This window comes from Vibrio sp. YYF0003 (assembly GCF_036350715.1).
Lineage (GTDB): Bacteria > Pseudomonadota > Gammaproteobacteria > Enterobacterales > Vibrionaceae > Vibrio > Vibrio natriegens.
The window spans coordinates 383,168-401,007 of sequence record NZ_JAZDWA010000002.1 but is presented as its reverse complement, the minus strand read 5'-3'; the positions used below and the strand labels follow the sequence as shown (position 1 = coordinate 401,007).

The following is a 17,840-nucleotide window of genomic DNA, read 5'->3' as shown; positions in this document are numbered from 1 at the left end:
AGGCAAGGATGAAATTAGCAACCAAGAAAAATGGTACTCGTGACGGCCTGTTGATGGTCGTGAGTAAAGATCTAACTCGCTGCGTACCAGCGACAGAAGTGTTCCATCCAAGAAATTTAGCGCCAACGATGCAAGTCGCGCTGGACAACTGGGAAGTAGTAGCGCCGCAATTAGAAGAATTGTACATCGCACTGAATAATGGCACCGTCGCTGGATTTGAAGAATTCGAAGCGCACTATTGTGAATCTCCTTTGCCTCGAGCCTATCAGTGGGCAGATGGCAGCGCGTACGTAAATCACGTGGAGCTAGTTCGTAAAGCTCGTGGAGCAGAAATGCCTGAGAGCTTCTGGACAGATCCTTTGATGTATCAGGGTGGCTCAGATGCGTTTATCGGCCCTTGCGACAACATCGAATTTGCCAGTGACGAGTGGGGCATTGATTTCGAAGGTGAAGTCGCGGTAGTGACGGGTGATGTGCCAATGGGCGCGAGTATTGCCGAGGCGCAAGAATCGATCAGGCTCATCATGTTGGTTAACGACGTATCGCTACGCGGGTTGATTCCGGCAGAGTTGGCGAAAGGGTTTGGCTTCTTCCAGTCTAAGCCGTCATCCGCATTTTCTCCTGTCGCGGTGACTCCAGATGAACTCGGTGATGCATGGTACGAAAACAAAGTGCATTTACCGCTGGTTTCGACCTACAACCACAAGCCATTTGGTTGCCCGAATGCGGGGGTGGACATGACATTCGACTTCGCGGATCTCATTGTCCATGCTACTAAAACGCGTCCGCTGTCCGCTGGAGCGATCATCGGCTCTGGTACCGTGTCTAACAAACAAGGTACTGAACATGGCACATCGATTGAAGAAGGTGGCGTCGGTTACTCTTGTATTGCTGAAGTGCGCATGATTGAAACCATACGCGATGGTAAACCGTCGACGAACTTTATGTCGTTTGGTGATGCAATCAAACTTGAGATGTTTGATGCAGATGGCAACAATATCTTCGGTTCGATTGATCAACAAGTTAGCCAGTACTTGAAGCATTAATGCAGGGAAAATGAATGAGCGAACAGATCACGCTTTATGGATATTGGCGATCCTCCGCGGCTTATCGTGTGCGCATTTGTCTGAATCTTAAAGAGATCCAGTATGAATCAAAATCGGTGCACTTGGTGCGTGAGGGAGGAGAGCAACACAGCGAGGAGTATCACAAACTGAATGCGTCTGAGCTGGTGCCGGTGCTGGTGGATGGTGAGCTTCGATTAAACCAGTCACTGGCTATTATTCAGTATCTCGATGAAAATTATCCGGATGTTGCTGTCATTCCAAAGCGTTCGCCTTTACGATATCAAGCGCTTTCCATGGCACAGGATATTGCCATTGAGATTCACCCTTTGAATAATTTGCGCGTCTTGCAGTATTTGGAAGGGGAGTTGGCGTGTGATGCAGAGCGTAAAGTTGCCTGGATTCATCACTGGATTAACAAAGGGTTTTCTTCATTGGAGGAGAAACTTGCAGCCCATAGAAAAACGTATGGTGATTGTAAGTTCAGCCTGACCGATTCGCCGTCTATCGTTGATATTTGCTTGGTACCGCAAGTGTATAATGCGTTGCGCTTTGGTGTTGATTTGGCCGCTTATCCGATAATCAACTCGATTGTTGAAGCCTGTTACCAACTTCCGGCTTTCATTGATGCAATGCCAGAGCATCAACCGGATGCCAACAGTTAGATCTTAGAGCTTAATAGAGGCTTCTGTTAAGCTCATTTCCTACCCTGAATCTCACCATTATTGCAAAATTGAGCCCTTTTGTTGCTCTGGTCAACGTTTCGATTTAGGCTTGAGCAACTTGTTGTTTTCGGCTCGATTTCTCTATGACCAACATCTTTATCATCGTAGTTCTTCTGGTTGTTTTTTTCTTCATTATTCAAAAGTATGTGCTCAAGCATGATGACACCCGAGACTACTCATATCGCTCAAAAGGCGCTTTGTTAAGAGGGCAAGAAGCTGCGTTTTTCAACGCCTTAAGAACGGCTGTTGGCGATCACGCGGTAATATTTAGCAAAGTTAATATGTCCAGCTTGGTTGCGCCGAAGGACATTAAAAACAAAAGGCAGCTTTTTGTAGCGAGTAACCGTATTTCCAGAAGCTATTTTGACTATGTAATTTGTGACCCGCGCACGTTAGAACCGCGAGTGATCTTAGAGTTGGATGATGGAAAGCCTCTCAACAAAGGCAAGGCTGCGCGACAAAAGCTGTTGATTCACGTGTGTAAAACAGCCAACTTGCCGTTAATTGGTACATCGATAAAACACAGCTATCAAGTAGGGCGATTACGTCGTTTACTTGCGGCCCACATCGATTTGATTGAGCCGGATAAAGAGGTGCGTTTTTGTAAAAAGTGCAGCAGCCCGATGATAATTAAGACAGCCAGCCAAGGCGAATTTAAAGGTCGACGCTTTTTCACGTGTAGCCGTCAACCAAACTGTACTTACACCGAGAACTACAACGTGGTGTTTGATGTTCCAAACGAGTAAGAATAGACGATTAGTGATCTAGAAAACGATAAGTAAAATTTATCTTGGCTGAGGCTTTGACTTGTTTGAGTCAAAGCCTTTTTAGTAACTTAGGACCAAGCATTTAGAAGTAATTCGGATATCAGTCCTATACTTTGAAAAGAGAAACAAAAACTAGGTTAGTGCTATGCGATATGGATGGATTTTTGCTCTGCTGCTGTTCGTTTCAAATGCTAATGCTTTTCCTAATTTAAAGCCGTTGGAATGCAGGCTTACTGATACACCAGAAGACCATTTTTTGTTTTATCGAGATCAAATGGTTTATCACAGCGAGCAGTTTGTCATTTTTCAAAACTTCAAAGGACGAGTTGTCACTCAAGTGGATCTTAAAACCGGCGAATTGATTCGTACCACCTATATCGGTGAACCATTTGAGCCTAAATACCAAATTCTGTTCGGTGCTTGTCCTGATGTTTCTTATACCTTACAGATCTGGATGCTGAGTGACGTACCTTATGATAATTAAGCAAAAATTCGAAAGTTACCTAGATCACATTTTTATACCCGTATTAGGTATGTTTCGCTTATAAATACGCCTAAAAACGGGTGTTGAGTTTACATTTTCGCCAAACGATTCAAAGTTAGTGAATTTATGCTTGCACCCCAGATAGCTTATGGCTAATATCCCACTCGTTCCAGAGAAATGCGTCCGTAGCTCAGCTGGTTAGAGTACCGCCTTGACATGGCGGGGGTCGGTGGTTCGAGTCCACTCGGACGCACCATTCTGATTTGAATGGTAAGCAGGAACACAAAATTTGGGTCCGTAGCTCAGTTGGTTAGAGTACTACCTTGACATGGTAGGGGTCGGCGATTCGAGTTCGCCCGGACCCACCAAATTTAGTTCTTCGTGAACAAACACAAAGCCCGCATTCGTGCGGGCTTTGTCGTATCTAGGTTTAACCAAATCCAGCCCAATTTTCCTATCTGAACTTTGTCTATATATGCGGAATTGAGTCATTCCTTATTGGGCACAGGTAGGAACAATTGTGCCTATCTGTGCCCATGAGCATGTCGCTTTTATCAGCTATCGCTCTTTTTGTGTGCAGTATGTTTTGACTGATACTAGCTCTTTGCTTTCAGAAGCATTCGGCTTCAATAAACTGCCGATAACGAACATGAGCATGCCCGCAATCATCGTCGGAACGATGGGGTGAACACCACCCATATCGGGTTTGATCCAAACTAAGCTGATGTATACGCCTAGCCCGATGACCATGGAGCTAAATGCGCCGGTTGCCGACGCTTTTGACCAGTACAAACCAAATACCAGCGGCCATAAAAATACCGCCTGCAGACCACCCAATGCCACAAGGTTCAGCCAGATGATCATATCTGGGGGATTCGTCGCAGCAACAAAAACCAGACTGGCGAAGATAGCTGTCGTCCACAGTGAAATGCGGTTCAGTTTACTGTCTGCACGCTTGTCTTCAACGATTTGGGGATTGATATAGTTAATATATAGGTCTTTTAGCAGCGTAGAAGATGCTTGAATCAGCTGTGAATCGATAGTCGACATAATGGCCGCCATTGGCCCTGCGAGAAAAATTCCGGCAAACATCGGGGGCAGAACCGTCATCATCAGTGTTGGCATGATTTGATCCGGGCTGGCAACCTCTGGCACGAGTGCTCTGCCTAAGGCTCCGGTCAGGTGAGTCCCAAACATCAGTAACGCAATCATAATCGTACTGATCACCATACCTTTATGCAGAGAAGGGCTGTCTTTGTATGACATGCATCGTACAGCAGCCTGAGGTAACCCGATCACGCCAAAACAGACCAGAACCCAAAAGCTCAGGATGAACGGCTGACTCAGGAAATGATCCGGACCATATGGTGTCACCAGAGCAGGGTCAATGGAGTGAAGTTTAGTGACCAGGTTTTCCAGACTCCCACCAGCATGAATAACACCAGCCAGCAGAACGATGGTGCCGATGACCATCATCACCCCCTGAACGGTGTCAGTTAGAACAACAGCTCGGAAACCACCAATAGTCGTGTATATGCCGACTGTACAGGCGAATAACAGTAGCCCATTCTGATAGCTGATCCCAAGCACAGTTTGCAACAGGCGGGCTCCCCCAACAAATTGCACTACCATTGTTCCGAAAAAGGCCAGAAGCAGAGCAAGTGAAGAGAAGATCACGACTTTTCGGCTCTTAAAACGGGCATATAACATATCGTTGATCGTCACCGCGTTATGGCGTCTTGCTTCTATCGCAAATTTTTTGCCCAGAACGCCCAGAGTCAGCCAGGTAGCTGGCAGCTGGATCATTGCCAGTAACACCCAGCCCAGTCCCATTTTGTAAGCCGCCCCAGGTCCGCCGATAAAGCTACTGGCGCTCGCATAGGTTGCCGCCAGCGTCATGGCGAGGACAAATCCTCCCATACTGCGGCTTCCCACGAAGTATTCGGTAAGAAAGTTCCCCGGCTTGTGATAATGGCGAGTCAGGAATGCCAGAGCGAAAACCGCAAAAAGGTAAATACATAAAGGAATAATAAGCTGGCTATTCATAATGTTCGTCGTCGTATTTGTCGAGAGGGATATCCTTATAAAGGTATTTAACCATTAGCGCGCATAGCACGGTAAAAAGGATGGGGCCAAGTACACATGACAATACAAACCACAGTGGCATGCCCCAGTATAATTGAGGGAGTTGCAGTTCGTCTTTTGGCGCAGAGAAAACATAGGCACCACAGTACCACCAGGCAAAGTAGCCCAGAGCAAGAAGTATCGCCCAACATGCTTCGCGATTGGCCTGATGGATAAGATCAGAGTTTTTTTGCATAAATTCACTGTTTAGTTAAATCGACTACCGTAGGAGGCATACTCTAAAACAATTGGACTAGAACATTAACAGGTGAGGCCTAATTTTCCATTTTTCAGTGGCTGAAGCTAGCAATACTCATCGTCAGCCTTCAATCAGGTCAACCTAGAGCGAATGCTCGATTTTGTGAACCAACCTTCTTTTATCCATTCAACCTGTTGATTATAAATTATAAGGTGGCTTAATAAGATTCAGCATTATGCTACTCACCCCATAACAAGGTGTTATATTTTACAAGGAGTGTAAATGAGAATTTTGAGTTTATTATCGATAAGTCTTTTAGCTTTAAGTGGTTGTGCATCAAAGCAGGAAGTATATCTGACACAATCACCAATTAAAGTTGAGCTACAGGACTTACAAGATTATTGGGTTCAGACATCTGAAGATTTTAGGTTCAGTTTAAAGCCTCATATTGATGTGCCTAAAATAGCTGGTTATGTACAGATTAACTACTTAATAGATTCGAATGGAGAGATATTTAACCCTACAATTGTAGAGTCATCTCCCGAGGGGGAGTGGGATCTCATCGCGTTAAAGGCTTTAAGTAAACTAGAATATGTTCCGTCTGAATCTAATACATTAAAAATACCTGTTTACGTGACAAGTGAAATCAGTTTTCAAAGTAGATAAACTTGCCTAAAACTTATAAGCCTTCATTCATTAGATAATAGTATCGTTTTGGCTGTGTCAGCAGCCAATCTATCTCGAACAACAAAGTTATCTACTTCACTTATTCATTCTGATCATTAAGCAATGCCGAGACAGTCAGATTCAAAAATAAATTAGCCTCGAAAAGAGTTTAAATAAAAACAGCTCATAGTTAAATTATCGGATCGCGACGGCATTGCCCTGGTGTGATGCCAAATCTTTTTTTGAAAATCTTGCATAGATAGCTGATATCTCTAACACCAACTTCATCTGCAAGTTGCACAAGGTCATGGCTAGAATGCGTCAATCGCCAGTACACATGTTGTAAACGCAACTCTTGCCAATAGTGACGCGCGGAAACGCCAAGCTTTTGCTGAAATAAACGGTCCAATTGTCGTCGGCTGATGCCAATGAGCGTAGCAACCTGTTCAACGGTTATTGTCTGCTCTAAGTTTTCTTGCATTAAAGAAACCGCTCTATCCATATGACGATTCTGGTACAGTCCTTGATGTGACGACTTTAGGCGGTGCTGCATACTGCGGTTTTCATCAACCAGCATATCCGCTAAGCCTTTTTCTGCTTTTATCTGGCCAACATGTTTTTGCAAAATTGCCACCGCAAGATCGATAGCGGCACTTCCCCCAGTACAACTGATCAGCTTGCGATCAAAATGATAAAGCTGTTCATCTCGTACGACGACTTTAGGGTAGGTCGCTTTGAATTCACTATGATGTCGCCAATGAACCACGATTTGGTGACGGTTCAGTAACCCTAGCTCAGCAAGGGTAAAGCAAGCGTTATCGATGCTTACTATTGGTATTCCATTTGCGACAACAGTTCGAATAAAAGAGCGGTAATAAGCGGATTGTTGCTGTGATTCAATCGCAGTGCGACTACCAAACAGAACCACATAGTCAAAATCCGCAAGCTGAACTTCGCTAGGGTCGAGATCAACTTTAATCGGGATCCCGCTACTCGAAACAACTAAACCTTTGGTGTGAGATAAAATTTTCCATGAACAATACCGTTGTTGACTGTTATCGGCTTCATCTGCTGAAAAACGGAGTTTATCCAAGAAGCCGCCAAACGGAAGCATGTTAAAATTATTCAGAGGTATTAATAGAAACCGGACACCATTTTCTGCGTTCATTTGTCTTGCGCCCTTTGTCTAAATAGTCATATTTTACGTCCAGAATATACCATAAACAATTTTGGAACTGAGAGATACTAAACCCAATTCAGTATCTCAATTAATTGGTTATTTATGACGTTTGAAATTTGGTGTGTCTTTGCTTTGTCTGCTCTAGGTCTTGCTTGTGTGCCGGGCCCAAACTCACTTTTGGCACTAAGTCATGGTGCTCGATATGGTTATAAAAAGACAATTTGGACGATATGTGGGGGGATTAGTGGCTTTTTCATATTGATCACGGTAGCAATGCTAGGATTGGGCACGCTACTAGAAGCAAAACCTGAGTTGATGATTGGTCTTCAATGGTTGGGTGCGTTGTATCTTGCTTGGTTAGGTTTCAAGCTGTTCTTCGTATCAGCAGTGAGCGTAGAACAAACAAAAAATGTGGTTTCTGTGTTGCCTAAGGAGCTGTTTAAGCAAGGGTATTTTGCAGCACTGTCCAACCCGAAAGTATTGTTATTTTTTACGGCGTTTTTAGCTCAGTTTATCAACCCAGAAGAAGCATTTATTCCACAGTTCCTGGTGATAACATTCAGCTTTCTTTGCATCGAGTTCGCTGTAGAGTTTAGCGTGGCAAGACTCGCTGATAAGGTTAAAACGCTACTTTTAGCCAATGGGCGAATCTTCAATCAGTGTTGCGGTGCGATTTTCTTGCTGTTAGCAGCAGTGGCTGTTGTTAAAAGCCTATCATAACGGAACGGCATAGCTGTTGTTTCAGGGCTGTCACGAAAGGTTTTAGTCTGAGCCTTGTTTACTATCAAGTTGAATTCGAGCAGGGGGTTAGTTTTTATACCTAAAGGTATTACTATCATCAATAATCTCAATTTTGATCGGCACGACGCCTTTTTTGATGCTGCCTATTTGCTCAAATGCTTCTTGTGAAAGATCAATGACTCTGCCTTTTACAAAAGGACCTCGATCATTGATTTTGACATCTACCTTTTTGGCGTTTGCTGTATTAGTGACTCTCACGATTGTTCCAAAAGGTAAGCTTTTATGAGCCGCTGTGTAAGCTCCTTTGTTATATCGCTCACCACTTGCTGTACGTTTTCCGTGAAACTTTTGACTATACCATGAAGCTTTACCTGTAAGCTGATGTGATCTGGAATAACTTGTTGTTTTATCTTGGCTTATGGCCGAAGCGGAGGAACACCCAACTAACAAGTTAAGGATCAAAGCGACAAAAATGAGATTAAGTTTTTTCATGCGTTTTAGCTTGTTACACAACATGGAGTGGCTTGCCACTATTGCATTAAGTCAGTAGAAAATTGAATGAGACAAGCGCTATCATTCAATACGATTGCTGATTGTTTCATAGACTGCATTTAGTTTGGTCATGGGTAAGAAAATTTTTGGATCTGAAATTACCAACGTTAAGCCCTTTTTGACGTTTGAACGAGATGATTAATGTCCTCTAATTGTCTGTAAGAACAAACTGTATGCCAGTGAATCGCGGTGATTCATTGTTGTTTTTCAAATATATCCATATTTTAGAGATAGACTTGGTTAAACAAATAGGAAGCACAACTGGCTTCCTAATTGTTTGTTAAAAGTAAGAGACTGAAAAAAAAGATCAGTGGGAGTGATGCAATAGCCCGGCAGAAATCATCGTGGCAGTTGCGATTTCCTGACATCGCTTAGTGTTTACGCAACTACCTGCGGCGACTTGTTGATCACTTGAATATACCGTTAGCCCTTCTTTTATCGTTTCTAATACTTTGATATCGGCCAGTGTTTCAGGTTTTGCCGTGAGCGGGTTCTCAGACAAAATAACCAAGTCAGCGAGTTTTCCTACTTCCAGAGAACCTTTGCTTTTCTCTTCTTTGTATTGAGTGGCCGCCCATAATGTTTGCGATTTTAATCCGTCCAGCGCCGACACACGTTGTTTAGGCCCCAAAACATGACCAGTACGACTTACGCGGTTAACTGTCGCGGAATAAACACGCATTGAGTTAGGCAGAGCCACAGGAGAATCATGGTGAGAGGTATAAATCATGCCTAAATCTCGAGCCCAGCCGGTTGGCGAGATATTCTCTGCTCGATCTTTGCCTAAAACGGAATTCATGTGCCAATCACCCCAATAGAAAGTGTGCATTGGGAAAAATGACGGAAAAACGCCCAAGCGCTTAAATCGCTCTACTTGATCTTTACGAGCGGTCTGCGCATGTATTGCGATAAAACCTCGGTCAGGTACACCGTGTTTTTTCTCACTCGCTTCAATTCCATTGAGCAATTGATCAATTGCAGCATCACCGTTGACATGGGTTAACAATTGCCACCCATTACGTTGTGCTAACTCTATAAGCTCAGCGGCTTGTTCATCACTCATACTCGGGTAACCTTTGTAGCCTTTCTCTTGACCAACAGGTGGAACAAGATAAGGTTCCGTTAGCCAAGCGGTTTTGCCTTGAGGAGAACCATCCAGATTAAGCTTAGCTCCAGCAACGCGGAATCCATTAGAATACTCGCTTGAGTAATACGGAGGAGAAATAACCTCTTGAGCCACTTGAATATCAGGATACGCGGCCACATCGATAGGGAGTTTTCCCGATTGAGCTAAGTCGTACATAGTTTTCACTGCCGACGTTGAAGCGCGGCCTTCCTGAGCGGTGGTATAACCAAAACTTGCGTAAAGCTCCATACCCGCTTTAAAAATGACTTCATTCTCTTTGGCGTTGAGTTTGGCAAATAGCGGTAGCAAGGTCCCAAAGAAAGCAGTTTCTTCCAGCACACCATTAGGTGTTTTTCCATCACTCTCACGACGAATCTTACCGCCATCAGGATCGGTGCTCTCAGCCGTCAAACCTGCCAACTCCAATGCTTTAGTGTTCAACGTTGCTAAGTGACCTGACTGATGAATAATAAGTACCGGAAGGTCTTTAGATACTTCATCCAATTCTTGGCGAGTAGGATGCCTTTGCTCTTTTAGCTGTGAGTCATCATAACCAAACCCCAGGATGATTCCATGCTTGCCGTTTTCTGGCTTCGCCACCCAAGATCTTAGTTCTTCTTGCAGCGACGCAATACTATTTACATTACCATCAGGATCGGCAAGTAAGTTCGCAGATAACGCTTGAATGCCCGTGTTAAAAACATGTCCATGACCATCGATAAAGCCTGGAATCATCGTTTTACCATCTAAATCGACAATTTTCGTATGATCATCTCGTAACTTCATCAATTCTGATTCTTTACCGACCGCTAAAATGCGACCATTTTTAATCGCTAAAGCTTCAGTGGTAAGGTCGGAGACATTAACCGTAATAATCTCGCCGCCAACATAGATCGTATCTGCAAACGGTTTTGCTGGACTTGCCGCCAAAGTGGTCCAACTGGCAGAAAATAAAGCGAATACCAAAGGTGAAATTCTCATGATGTTTCCCTCAAAGGAACGTCGAAAAATGAATTGGTAGGAAGTAGAAAGTGTAGATTAATCAGGTAGATTTTTCCCAACTTATATCAAAAAGGTTTCATTTAAGGAGAAGAGTTGAGTCGAACGCTAAAATGGTAGGCGGTATTAAAAATACGTAAACAGACGGTTGACGAATGAGGCTTACCAACTTTGTGTTAGGTAGAGTTGATAGGCCTAATTCAAGTTGTCTGAACGATAGTCGGCATATCAACTTTAGAAGCCTTAGAATTTTTCGTTAAAGAGGATTAGTGGTAATCACGGTGCAATCTAATTGGCTGAAATAATCTTTTGCTACCGTATTGCCTGGAGAACAGATTAGGTAATCAACGTCCTTAGATTCCATAAATGGGTAGGGGCCTAATGCTTCAATTTTGTCCTCAGTACATAACGCAACAATTGCGCCAGCTTTTGATGCTGCATGGCGTTTGAACTCACCATCCTGATAGTGAATCGCGCTGAATCCTGCTTCAGACGACCATCCACAAATCCCCATAAAACAAAGATCAAATCGAAATTTGCTTAGTGCTTCAACGGCTGTAATGTCGATGGCTCCACCAACGGCATAATTCAATTCACCACCAATAAGGATGGTTCTGATATGTTGTCTTTCCAGTAGTCGGGTAGCTATCGCTGGGCTGTTAGTTACGACCGTTAAACCGATATCAGTAGGTAACAGGCTTGCGAGCAACATATGGGTACTGCTGGCATCTAGGAAAATGACTTGTTCTGCTTTGATAATAGTTAGTGCTGCAAGTGCTAAAGCCTGCTTTTCGCTATTTCTGTTCTCCAGGCGTTGCTCTTGCGTTCCTGTCGGTGGCACGAGAGACAGAGCACCGCCATGAATTCGTTTACATAATCCTTCATTGGCTAGAAAACGTAAGTCTCGACGAATCGTGGCTTCGGTGGTTCCAAGTTGCACGGCTAGGTCAGTTGCCATCACTTTATTATGAGATTTGAGTAAATTCAGGATTAACTGATGGCGTTCTTCTGGTGAAAATTTTTCCATTATCATTTTCTATTCATGAACTAGTGCAACCATTATAAACAAACACGCTTTGTGTTCATATCTGTTCGTTTATGCTTATCGAATTTCCAGCTTTAAAGTGGCCAGCCCAACTTAAGGAACAGGTTATGATTTTGTTTGCAGGGCTAGGAACTGTAAAATCGTGTGCATTACACCATCCTCATCATTTGAACGGGTAATATAGTTTGCCGCCGCTTTCGTTTCTTCAAAAGCATTACGCATGGCAAAGCTAAAGTGAGCACGTTCCATTAGCTCGATATCATTGAATCCGTCTCCGAATGCCATGGTTTCAGCTTCTGTCGCTCCGACGATGGATTGCAGTTTTTCAACGGTGGTTCCTTTGTGAACGCCAGCATTCGCAATATCGATCCATGCAGCTTCTGATACAACGATATAGGCTTGTTCGTCAAAGTGAGAGAGTTGAGGACGAATGAGTGGACACTGTTTGTTCTCATCATAAACAGTGATTTTCACGAAATCAGAATCAATATCTGCATATGAATCGACCAATTTTACCTCAGCATAAGAGGTTCTTACTAAGGTGCGTAAATGCTCGGGTGTATCTCGTTTGATAGCAGCAAATTCGGGGGTACATGCAATTACGATATGCGAACCTTCAATAGACTCTAATTGCTGAATGATGTTAAGACCTAACGCATTATTGAGAAGAGATTGATAAATAATCTGTCCCTGATGTTTGATACGAGTAGCGCTGTCTCCGAGTATCCAGAAATCTTTGCTTTGCTCACCAAATAGTTCTTCAACCCGTTCAACTTGCTTCCCAGTGCAAGGGGCAAATGTCACACCATGCTCCTGCATGCAGGTGACCACCTCCTGAAACAATTCACGGTTGTAATCCCCATGACTGTTTAGAAAAGTGCCATCCATATCCGTGATAATCAGTTTAATCATTATTGCATTCCTCATTTTTTAATCGGTCACTGAAACAATAAGAACACAAGTGGACATAACGATCAATAAGTGAACATTATTTTGTTTGTTTTCATTCACTGATGTTTGTTTTTGTTTATGCTCCCTTGCGAGTAGCACTTGATGGCTTGACGAAATAATGATTAGCCAATTTGTGTGGAGAGCTATGCATTTCGATAACACGCAAATAGACAGTAAGGAAAAGACATTTAAGTAAAGTGATCACTAGCTGGGTCAGTAACAATGAGATCCTTATTGAGTATTTGGTTAATAGTTGGCAATTTGATTATTTTTTGTGCTATAAAGGTGCTCGAATGACTCCCAAGCTGATTCAGGGAGTAGAATTGGAGTAAAGATATGGTTAAATGGTATAAGTTTTATAGTTTAGGTGCGCTGATTGTTTTGACAGGATGTAACCTTGTTGAGCAAGACATTTCACAAGAGAGCTCAACCCGAAATGAAAAACAATTAGTTTATCCAGCTATGGCTGTACCGTTGCAACCGAATGCAATGGCAGAGGCTAATATTGCAAAACTAAATCATCTTCTGACAGATAAAGAACTCGACGATGAGACTCGTGCAGAAATCTATTTAAAACGAGGTCTCTATTATGATGAGATTGGGTTAAGAGATTTGGCGAGTACAGACTATGCCAAGTCGCTGGAGATCAACCCTCAACAACCTGATATCTACAATCTGCTTGGGATGTACTACACCCAACTGAGTCAGTTTGATGCTGCCTATGACGCATTTTATTCATCTCTTGAATTGGATCCGAGTAATAAGCAGGCTATCTACAACCGTGCAATTGCACTTTATTATGGTGGAAGACCAGAACTTGCACTGGAAGATATGAAAACTTTCCATGAGGACAACCCGAATGATCCTTTCCGTGCTATCTGGTTATACATTATAGAATCGGACGTTGATAAAACTGCAGCAACGGCAAAGTTACAAGAGAGTTATAAAAACCGCACCGATGAGTGGGGTTGGGTGTTAGCGGGTATACTGCTAAACGAAATAACTGAAGAAAATGCTGTTAAACTGGTTACTAATAGCACAACAGATAATAAAGTGATGGCACAGCGACTTACCGAAGCTTATTTTTATTTAGGTAAGTATTATATGGAACATGGCGATATGAGCCGAGCGCTATCAGTGTACAAGTTAGCCATATCTTTGAACGTATGCAGTTATAATGAGCATAGCTATGCATATTTAGAGTTAGAACGTATTTCCAAAGATTTTAAAGCTGCAAAAGAAGCGGGTAATACAGAAAAATTTGTTAGTTTAAACTAAATACCATCTGCATATACCTATATAGAAAAGGCGAACAACTCAATGAGTCGTTCGCCTTTTATTTATTCATCTCAAAACCTGTCGTTTAGCGACCGTCTTCATTAACTCTGTAGTTGAAATCAACGTCAACAATGGCACGATACTCAACAGTACCTCTAGATACTGGGACTTCCTCAACCCTCACTTGAGCACTTTCTACATTCATACTATGTCCGACAACGCTTTGACCAGTAGGATTCAGTTTCCAACGTAACTGGTTGTCATTTGCGCTCGCTAGTGAATCGTACATATTGAAACCAGCATTGATCGCTTCTTCTTTACTAGCAAATGTATCTGAGTATAGTTTTTTGTTGTTTTGAACCATCCGTTCACCAGCGGTAGCGGTAAACGCAAAAAACATACATAAGATTGTAATTAACGCTTTCATAACAGTACCTTATAATGAACAGGATATTAGGCACACACAAAGACTAAGTTCCAATTCATTTGTTCTTGATGTCATCCCGATAATCATCTTTGTCACAATCTTGCAAGCTTTCTGCTATCTGAAAATGAAAAAATGCTTATCTGAAAATGAAAAATCAGCTTCGACTTGTATGGGTGTACTCTCAAAAACAGAGAACCCATACATAAAAAGTAGCACTAATTTGACCCTGATCAAGTTTTGGTTGTTATTAGTTGGGTGTTTTGTCATTAATAAATATGGCGACAGGTGGCCATATTTATTCTTATGTTCTTAGTGATTGCTTTTTAGTCGTTCAATGAGCCCACAAGAACATTTGGGTTTAAACTGAGAATTGCAGGAATTTATGTCAGGTTCAGGATTTTCCTTACCTTTCATGCATTTGAAGAACAAAAATACCGCCCTTGACGGGCGGTATTTTAGTTATGGAAGTCGAGTAGAATAGGGGAATAAAACGTTGAAAACCGCAGGAGATTAAGCCCTGCAGGCATAAACTGGTTCGTTTTGCTCCACTATACTTTCTTTACTCGAGCGAACCTCAAGTAAGTCCTGCTCTAAGTGCAGTATTTCACTCGTTGTACGTAAAATTTCCTGATTCAATTGAGGGTGTTCGATTAATGGCAACCCGTACGATGGAATCATTTCTTTAATTTTATGCTTCCACTTATCTGAAGCCATCTCGTTACTGAAACAACGTTCAAGTAATTGAAGCATTATCGAAGTCGAAACAGATGCACCTGGTGATGCACCTAATAAGGCGGTGAGGCTACCATCTTCAGCGTGAACAAGTTCGGATCCGAGGTGTAATTCACCACCTTTACCTGGCACATGCTTTATGATTTGGACGCGCTGACCTGCTTGTACCAAAGACCAATCCTTGATGTCTGCCGACGGGAAGAATTCGCGCAATGCATTCATTCGGTCTTCATTGCTCTGTGTTAGCTGGCCGATAAGGTATTTGATAAGATCAAAGCTCTTCATCCCTACTTGTGTCATTGGCAGTAAGTTTGATGGGCGTACGGAATTAAACAAGTCTAATAAAGAACCATTTTTCAGGAACTTACTTGAGAAGGTTGCAAATGGGCCAAATAGAACCACTTCTTTTCCATCTATGACTCGGGTATCCATATGTGGCACCGACATGGGTGGGGCACCGACGGGGGCTTTGCCATATACTTTGGCTTTGTGGGCTTTAATGATGTCAGGTTTTTCGGTCACTAGGAATTGACCACCAACAGGAAAACCACCATAGCTTTTGGCTGCTTTTATTCCTGATTTTTGCAGGAGCGTAAGGGATGCGCCTCCTGCGCCTATAAATACATATTTGGTATGAACAGTACGCGTTTTGTTGCTACTAAAATCCTTCACTTTTAATTTCCAGGTACCATCAGGCTGGTGTTTCAGTGAACGGACTTCGTGTTGCAAGTTGAGTTTGAAGTTGTGATTTGTTCTAAGGGCGTCAACCATGTGATGTGTCAAAGCGCCAAAGTTCACATCAGTACCAAAACGAGAACGGGTGGCCGCAACAGGCTGGCTTGGATCGCGGTTTTCCATCAGTAATGGAGCCCAAGAGCGGATCTGTTGTTCATCTTCTGAATAAACCATGCCATCAAAAAGAGGAATAGTTCGAAGCAATTTGAAGCGTTTACGCAGAAACTCGACATTGTTTTCGCCAGTGACGAAGCTCATATGAGGAGCACTTTTGATAAAGCTACCCGGGTTACTAATTGTGCCTTCCTTTACCAGATAGGACCAAAACTGACGAGACAATTGAAATTGTTCATAAATATCAACAGCTTTACCTATCGTAACCTGGCCATTCGGCATCTCTGGCGTATAATTAGATTCCGCAAGAGAGGCATGCCCCGTTCCGGCGTTATTCCATGCGTTGGAACTTTCTTGAGCGACATCATCAAGGCGCTCAAACATTTCTATTGTCCAGTTGGGCTCTAGTTGTTGGATGAATGTACCGAGCGTCCCGCTCATGATACCTCCTCCGATTAAGACAATATCAACCATTTTTTCTCTGTCAGAACTGAGCTGGTTTAATTCATTTATACCAGTTGCGTTGTTCATTGGGGTGTAATCTCTCTCTAAAATAACAAGTAGTCGAAAGCGAGGGATACGTTATTGTCTTCAAAAGTATTATTTTTTTATTTTTTATAGTTATTTACGATTGTTAAAATCGCTTGGGTCGATCAGGTTGTTAAGTGCCTCCTGATTGAGCTCTCTTTATACGTTTACGGATAAATACAGCCCATAGATAAGTGATCGAGAATAATAGGGGCACCGACTGTACCATGTCGGGTGATGAGATCGCCACCGTTGTGATGCTTGGGAAATGAAAAATTTTGTGAACTAGCGGCAATGTTACGGGGGCGCTATCTATAGGCTTGATTCATCACTTCTGGAGTCACGTGGTTGTCTTTGGTTTGCATTATCACTTTTCTCTTAGTAAACAAAAACAAAGCCCATTTGTTAGAGAGCTTTGTTGTAAGTTCAAACCGAAAAGTAAGCTAATCTTCTTTGGTTTTAGCCGCGATGACCTGTTTGGCTATCTCGTCCAAGTGGTTATCCCAGGTTCCGCAACAGCCACCCCAAATGTCCATGTGTGGGTATCGTTTAGCCAGGTCGCCACATTGCTCGCCCAGTTCTACGGGATCGCCATCCTCGAGATGTCCAAGCTTACACAGCGCGAGTTTTTCCATCTTGGACGCGTTTGGTCGAACGCCCCTGATTCGATGTATCCAGTCACTATTCTCAATCGCAGGTTCATATTCCATTGGATGAGAGCAGTTGATTAAATAAAATTCGACAGCGTTGTCTGTTTCTCTATCAATCGTTTTTATTGCCTCGGCTAAGCTGGGGCCTGAATTGAGTTTCGAACTGCTATCTAATGTCAGTGAAATGGCAAGAGGCATACCGATTTTCTGAGCTGCTCGGACAACACCGATTGATTCAGGGATGTTATTGAAGGTGATGGCCAACGCTAAATCGACATCCGCTTTTTTCAAGGTCTCTAACTGAACAGAGTGATAGTCTTCGGCTTCATTCTCCGTGATCTTGTGATTGGTGGAATAGGCGTCGCCTCGTGGTCCGATTAAACCTTGAAACAGAACTTCCGGAATATCTGTGGCGTACTCTTTCGCGACCTCGCGCAGAAACTCAATACGTTGAATATTGGCGTCAGCGAGACTTTGTGCAGAGTAGCCCAATAGCGCTCCCCAGTCAGGACTGGCGCGGTAGTCGAGCCCACCCATAAGTGCACAGACCTTATGTTTCGCCGCGACGTCCAGATAACTTCGGAACATCTCTCTCATCTTTTCAACCGCAGCGGGGTTATCGAGTAGGGGGTACATGGCAAACTGGGGTAAATCAAAACCGTACTTATACATCAGTTCCGTTTCCGTCCCTCCCTCGGTTAGATAAAGTCGTCCATCTTGTTGAGTAGGAAAAGATTTTTGCCTGGCCATGTT

General features: G+C 43.1%; 17 protein-coding genes and 2 tRNA genes. 9 read left to right on the top strand and 10 right to left on the bottom strand.

The window, feature by feature from the left end:
- Positions 1-8 precede the first annotated feature (8 nt).
- From V1U08_RS08310 to V1U08_RS08285, 6 genes are all read left to right on the top strand, one after another.
- The gene (locus V1U08_RS08310; protein ID WP_239947814.1) at positions 9-1,046 is read left to right on the top strand and encodes a fumarylacetoacetate hydrolase family protein; all 1,038 of its coding nucleotides are present in this window, start codon (positions 9-11) and stop codon (positions 1,044-1,046) included.
- Positions 1,047-1,060: 14 nt separating this feature from the next.
- Positions 1,061-1,729 carry a maleylacetoacetate isomerase gene (gene maiA, locus V1U08_RS08305; RefSeq protein WP_239947817.1) on the top strand — a complete coding sequence of 223 codons (669 nt, stop codon included), beginning with the start codon at positions 1,061-1,063 and terminating at the stop codon, positions 1,727-1,729.
- A gap of 143 nt (positions 1,730-1,872) precedes the next feature.
- The gene (locus tag V1U08_RS08300) at positions 1,873-2,535 is read left to right on the top strand and encodes a DUF2726 domain-containing protein (RefSeq protein ID WP_330470397.1); all 663 of its coding nucleotides are present in this window, start codon (positions 1,873-1,875) and stop codon (positions 2,533-2,535) included.
- Positions 2,536-2,701: 166 nt separating this feature from the next.
- A complete protein-coding gene (locus V1U08_RS08295) occupies positions 2,702-3,040 on the top strand; it encodes a hypothetical protein (protein WP_020333144.1) in 339 nt (112 codons plus the stop codon).
- Positions 3,041-3,219: 179 nt separating this feature from the next.
- Positions 3,220-3,296, top strand: a tRNA-Val gene (locus tag V1U08_RS08290).
- A gap of 35 nt (positions 3,297-3,331) precedes the next feature.
- Positions 3,332-3,408: transfer RNA gene (locus tag V1U08_RS08285), tRNA-Val, on the top strand.
- A 190-nt stretch (positions 3,409-3,598) separates the two neighbouring features.
- On the opposite strand, the gene panF is transcribed toward V1U08_RS08285, so the two are convergent.
- Complete coding sequence (gene panF / locus V1U08_RS08280) at positions 3,599-5,086, bottom strand: sodium/pantothenate symporter (RefSeq protein ID WP_330470396.1); 1,488 nt, start codon at positions 5,084-5,086, stop codon at positions 3,599-3,601.
- Positions 5,079-5,360, bottom strand: coding sequence for a YhdT family protein (locus V1U08_RS08275; protein ID WP_014231677.1), 282 nt, complete (start codon positions 5,358-5,360; stop codon positions 5,079-5,081). The genes panF and V1U08_RS08275 overlap by 8 nt, the downstream gene beginning before the upstream one ends.
- Before the next feature lie 285 nt (positions 5,361-5,645).
- On the opposite strand from V1U08_RS08275, the gene V1U08_RS08270 reads away from it, so the two are divergent.
- The gene (locus tag V1U08_RS08270) at positions 5,646-6,029 is read left to right on the top strand and encodes an energy transducer TonB (RefSeq protein WP_330470395.1); all 384 of its coding nucleotides are present in this window, start codon (positions 5,646-5,648) and stop codon (positions 6,027-6,029) included.
- Between the two features lie 190 nt (positions 6,030-6,219).
- Here V1U08_RS08270 and V1U08_RS08265 read toward each other — a convergent pair whose 3' ends face one another.
- The gene (locus V1U08_RS08265) at positions 6,220-7,197 is read right to left on the bottom strand and encodes a GlxA family transcriptional regulator (protein ID WP_330470394.1); all 978 of its coding nucleotides are present in this window, start codon (positions 7,195-7,197) and stop codon (positions 6,220-6,222) included.
- A 114-nt stretch (positions 7,198-7,311) separates the two neighbouring features.
- On the opposite strand from V1U08_RS08265, the gene V1U08_RS08260 reads away from it, so the two are divergent.
- Positions 7,312-7,929, top strand: coding sequence for a LysE family translocator (locus V1U08_RS08260; RefSeq protein WP_330470393.1), 618 nt, complete (start codon positions 7,312-7,314; stop codon positions 7,927-7,929).
- Between the two features lie 87 nt (positions 7,930-8,016).
- Here V1U08_RS08260 and V1U08_RS08255 read toward each other — a convergent pair whose 3' ends face one another.
- From V1U08_RS08255 to V1U08_RS08240, 4 genes are all read right to left on the bottom strand, one after another.
- On the bottom strand, positions 8,017-8,442 hold the full coding sequence (locus V1U08_RS08255) for a septal ring lytic transglycosylase RlpA family protein (RefSeq protein ID WP_049794662.1): 426 nt from the start codon (positions 8,440-8,442) through the stop codon (positions 8,017-8,019).
- A gap of 367 nt (positions 8,443-8,809) precedes the next feature.
- Positions 8,810-10,609 (bottom strand): amidohydrolase, encoded by a 1,800-nt coding sequence (locus V1U08_RS08250; protein WP_330470392.1) that lies wholly within the window; start codon positions 10,607-10,609, stop codon positions 8,810-8,812.
- A gap of 274 nt (positions 10,610-10,883) precedes the next feature.
- Positions 10,884-11,654 carry a DeoR/GlpR family DNA-binding transcription regulator gene (locus tag V1U08_RS08245; protein WP_065299591.1) on the bottom strand — a complete coding sequence of 257 codons (771 nt, stop codon included), beginning with the start codon at positions 11,652-11,654 and terminating at the stop codon, positions 10,884-10,886.
- 123 nt (positions 11,655-11,777) lie between these two features.
- On the bottom strand, positions 11,778-12,584 hold the full coding sequence (locus tag V1U08_RS08240) for an HAD family hydrolase (RefSeq protein ID WP_330470391.1): 807 nt from the start codon (positions 12,582-12,584) through the stop codon (positions 11,778-11,780).
- 375 nt (positions 12,585-12,959) lie between these two features.
- Here V1U08_RS08240 and nlpI point away from each other — a divergent pair, with 375 nt between their 5' ends.
- Complete coding sequence (nlpI, locus tag V1U08_RS08235; protein ID WP_065296758.1) at positions 12,960-13,901, top strand: lipoprotein NlpI; 942 nt, start codon at positions 12,960-12,962, stop codon at positions 13,899-13,901.
- Positions 13,902-13,986: 85 nt separating this feature from the next.
- On the opposite strand, the gene V1U08_RS08230 is transcribed toward nlpI, so the two are convergent.
- From V1U08_RS08230 to V1U08_RS08220, 3 genes are all read right to left on the bottom strand, one after another.
- Complete coding sequence (locus V1U08_RS08230; protein ID WP_014231685.1) at positions 13,987-14,328, bottom strand: DUF3316 domain-containing protein; 342 nt, start codon at positions 14,326-14,328, stop codon at positions 13,987-13,989.
- A 510-nt stretch (positions 14,329-14,838) separates the two neighbouring features.
- Complete coding sequence (mqo, locus tag V1U08_RS08225; RefSeq protein WP_065296759.1) at positions 14,839-16,440, bottom strand: malate dehydrogenase (quinone); 1,602 nt, start codon at positions 16,438-16,440, stop codon at positions 14,839-14,841.
- Positions 16,441-16,880: 440 nt separating this feature from the next.
- Positions 16,881-17,837 carry a homocysteine S-methyltransferase family protein gene (locus tag V1U08_RS08220; protein ID WP_330470390.1) on the bottom strand — a complete coding sequence of 319 codons (957 nt, stop codon included), beginning with the start codon at positions 17,835-17,837 and terminating at the stop codon, positions 16,881-16,883.
- Between the last annotated feature and the right edge of the window lie 3 nt (positions 17,838-17,840).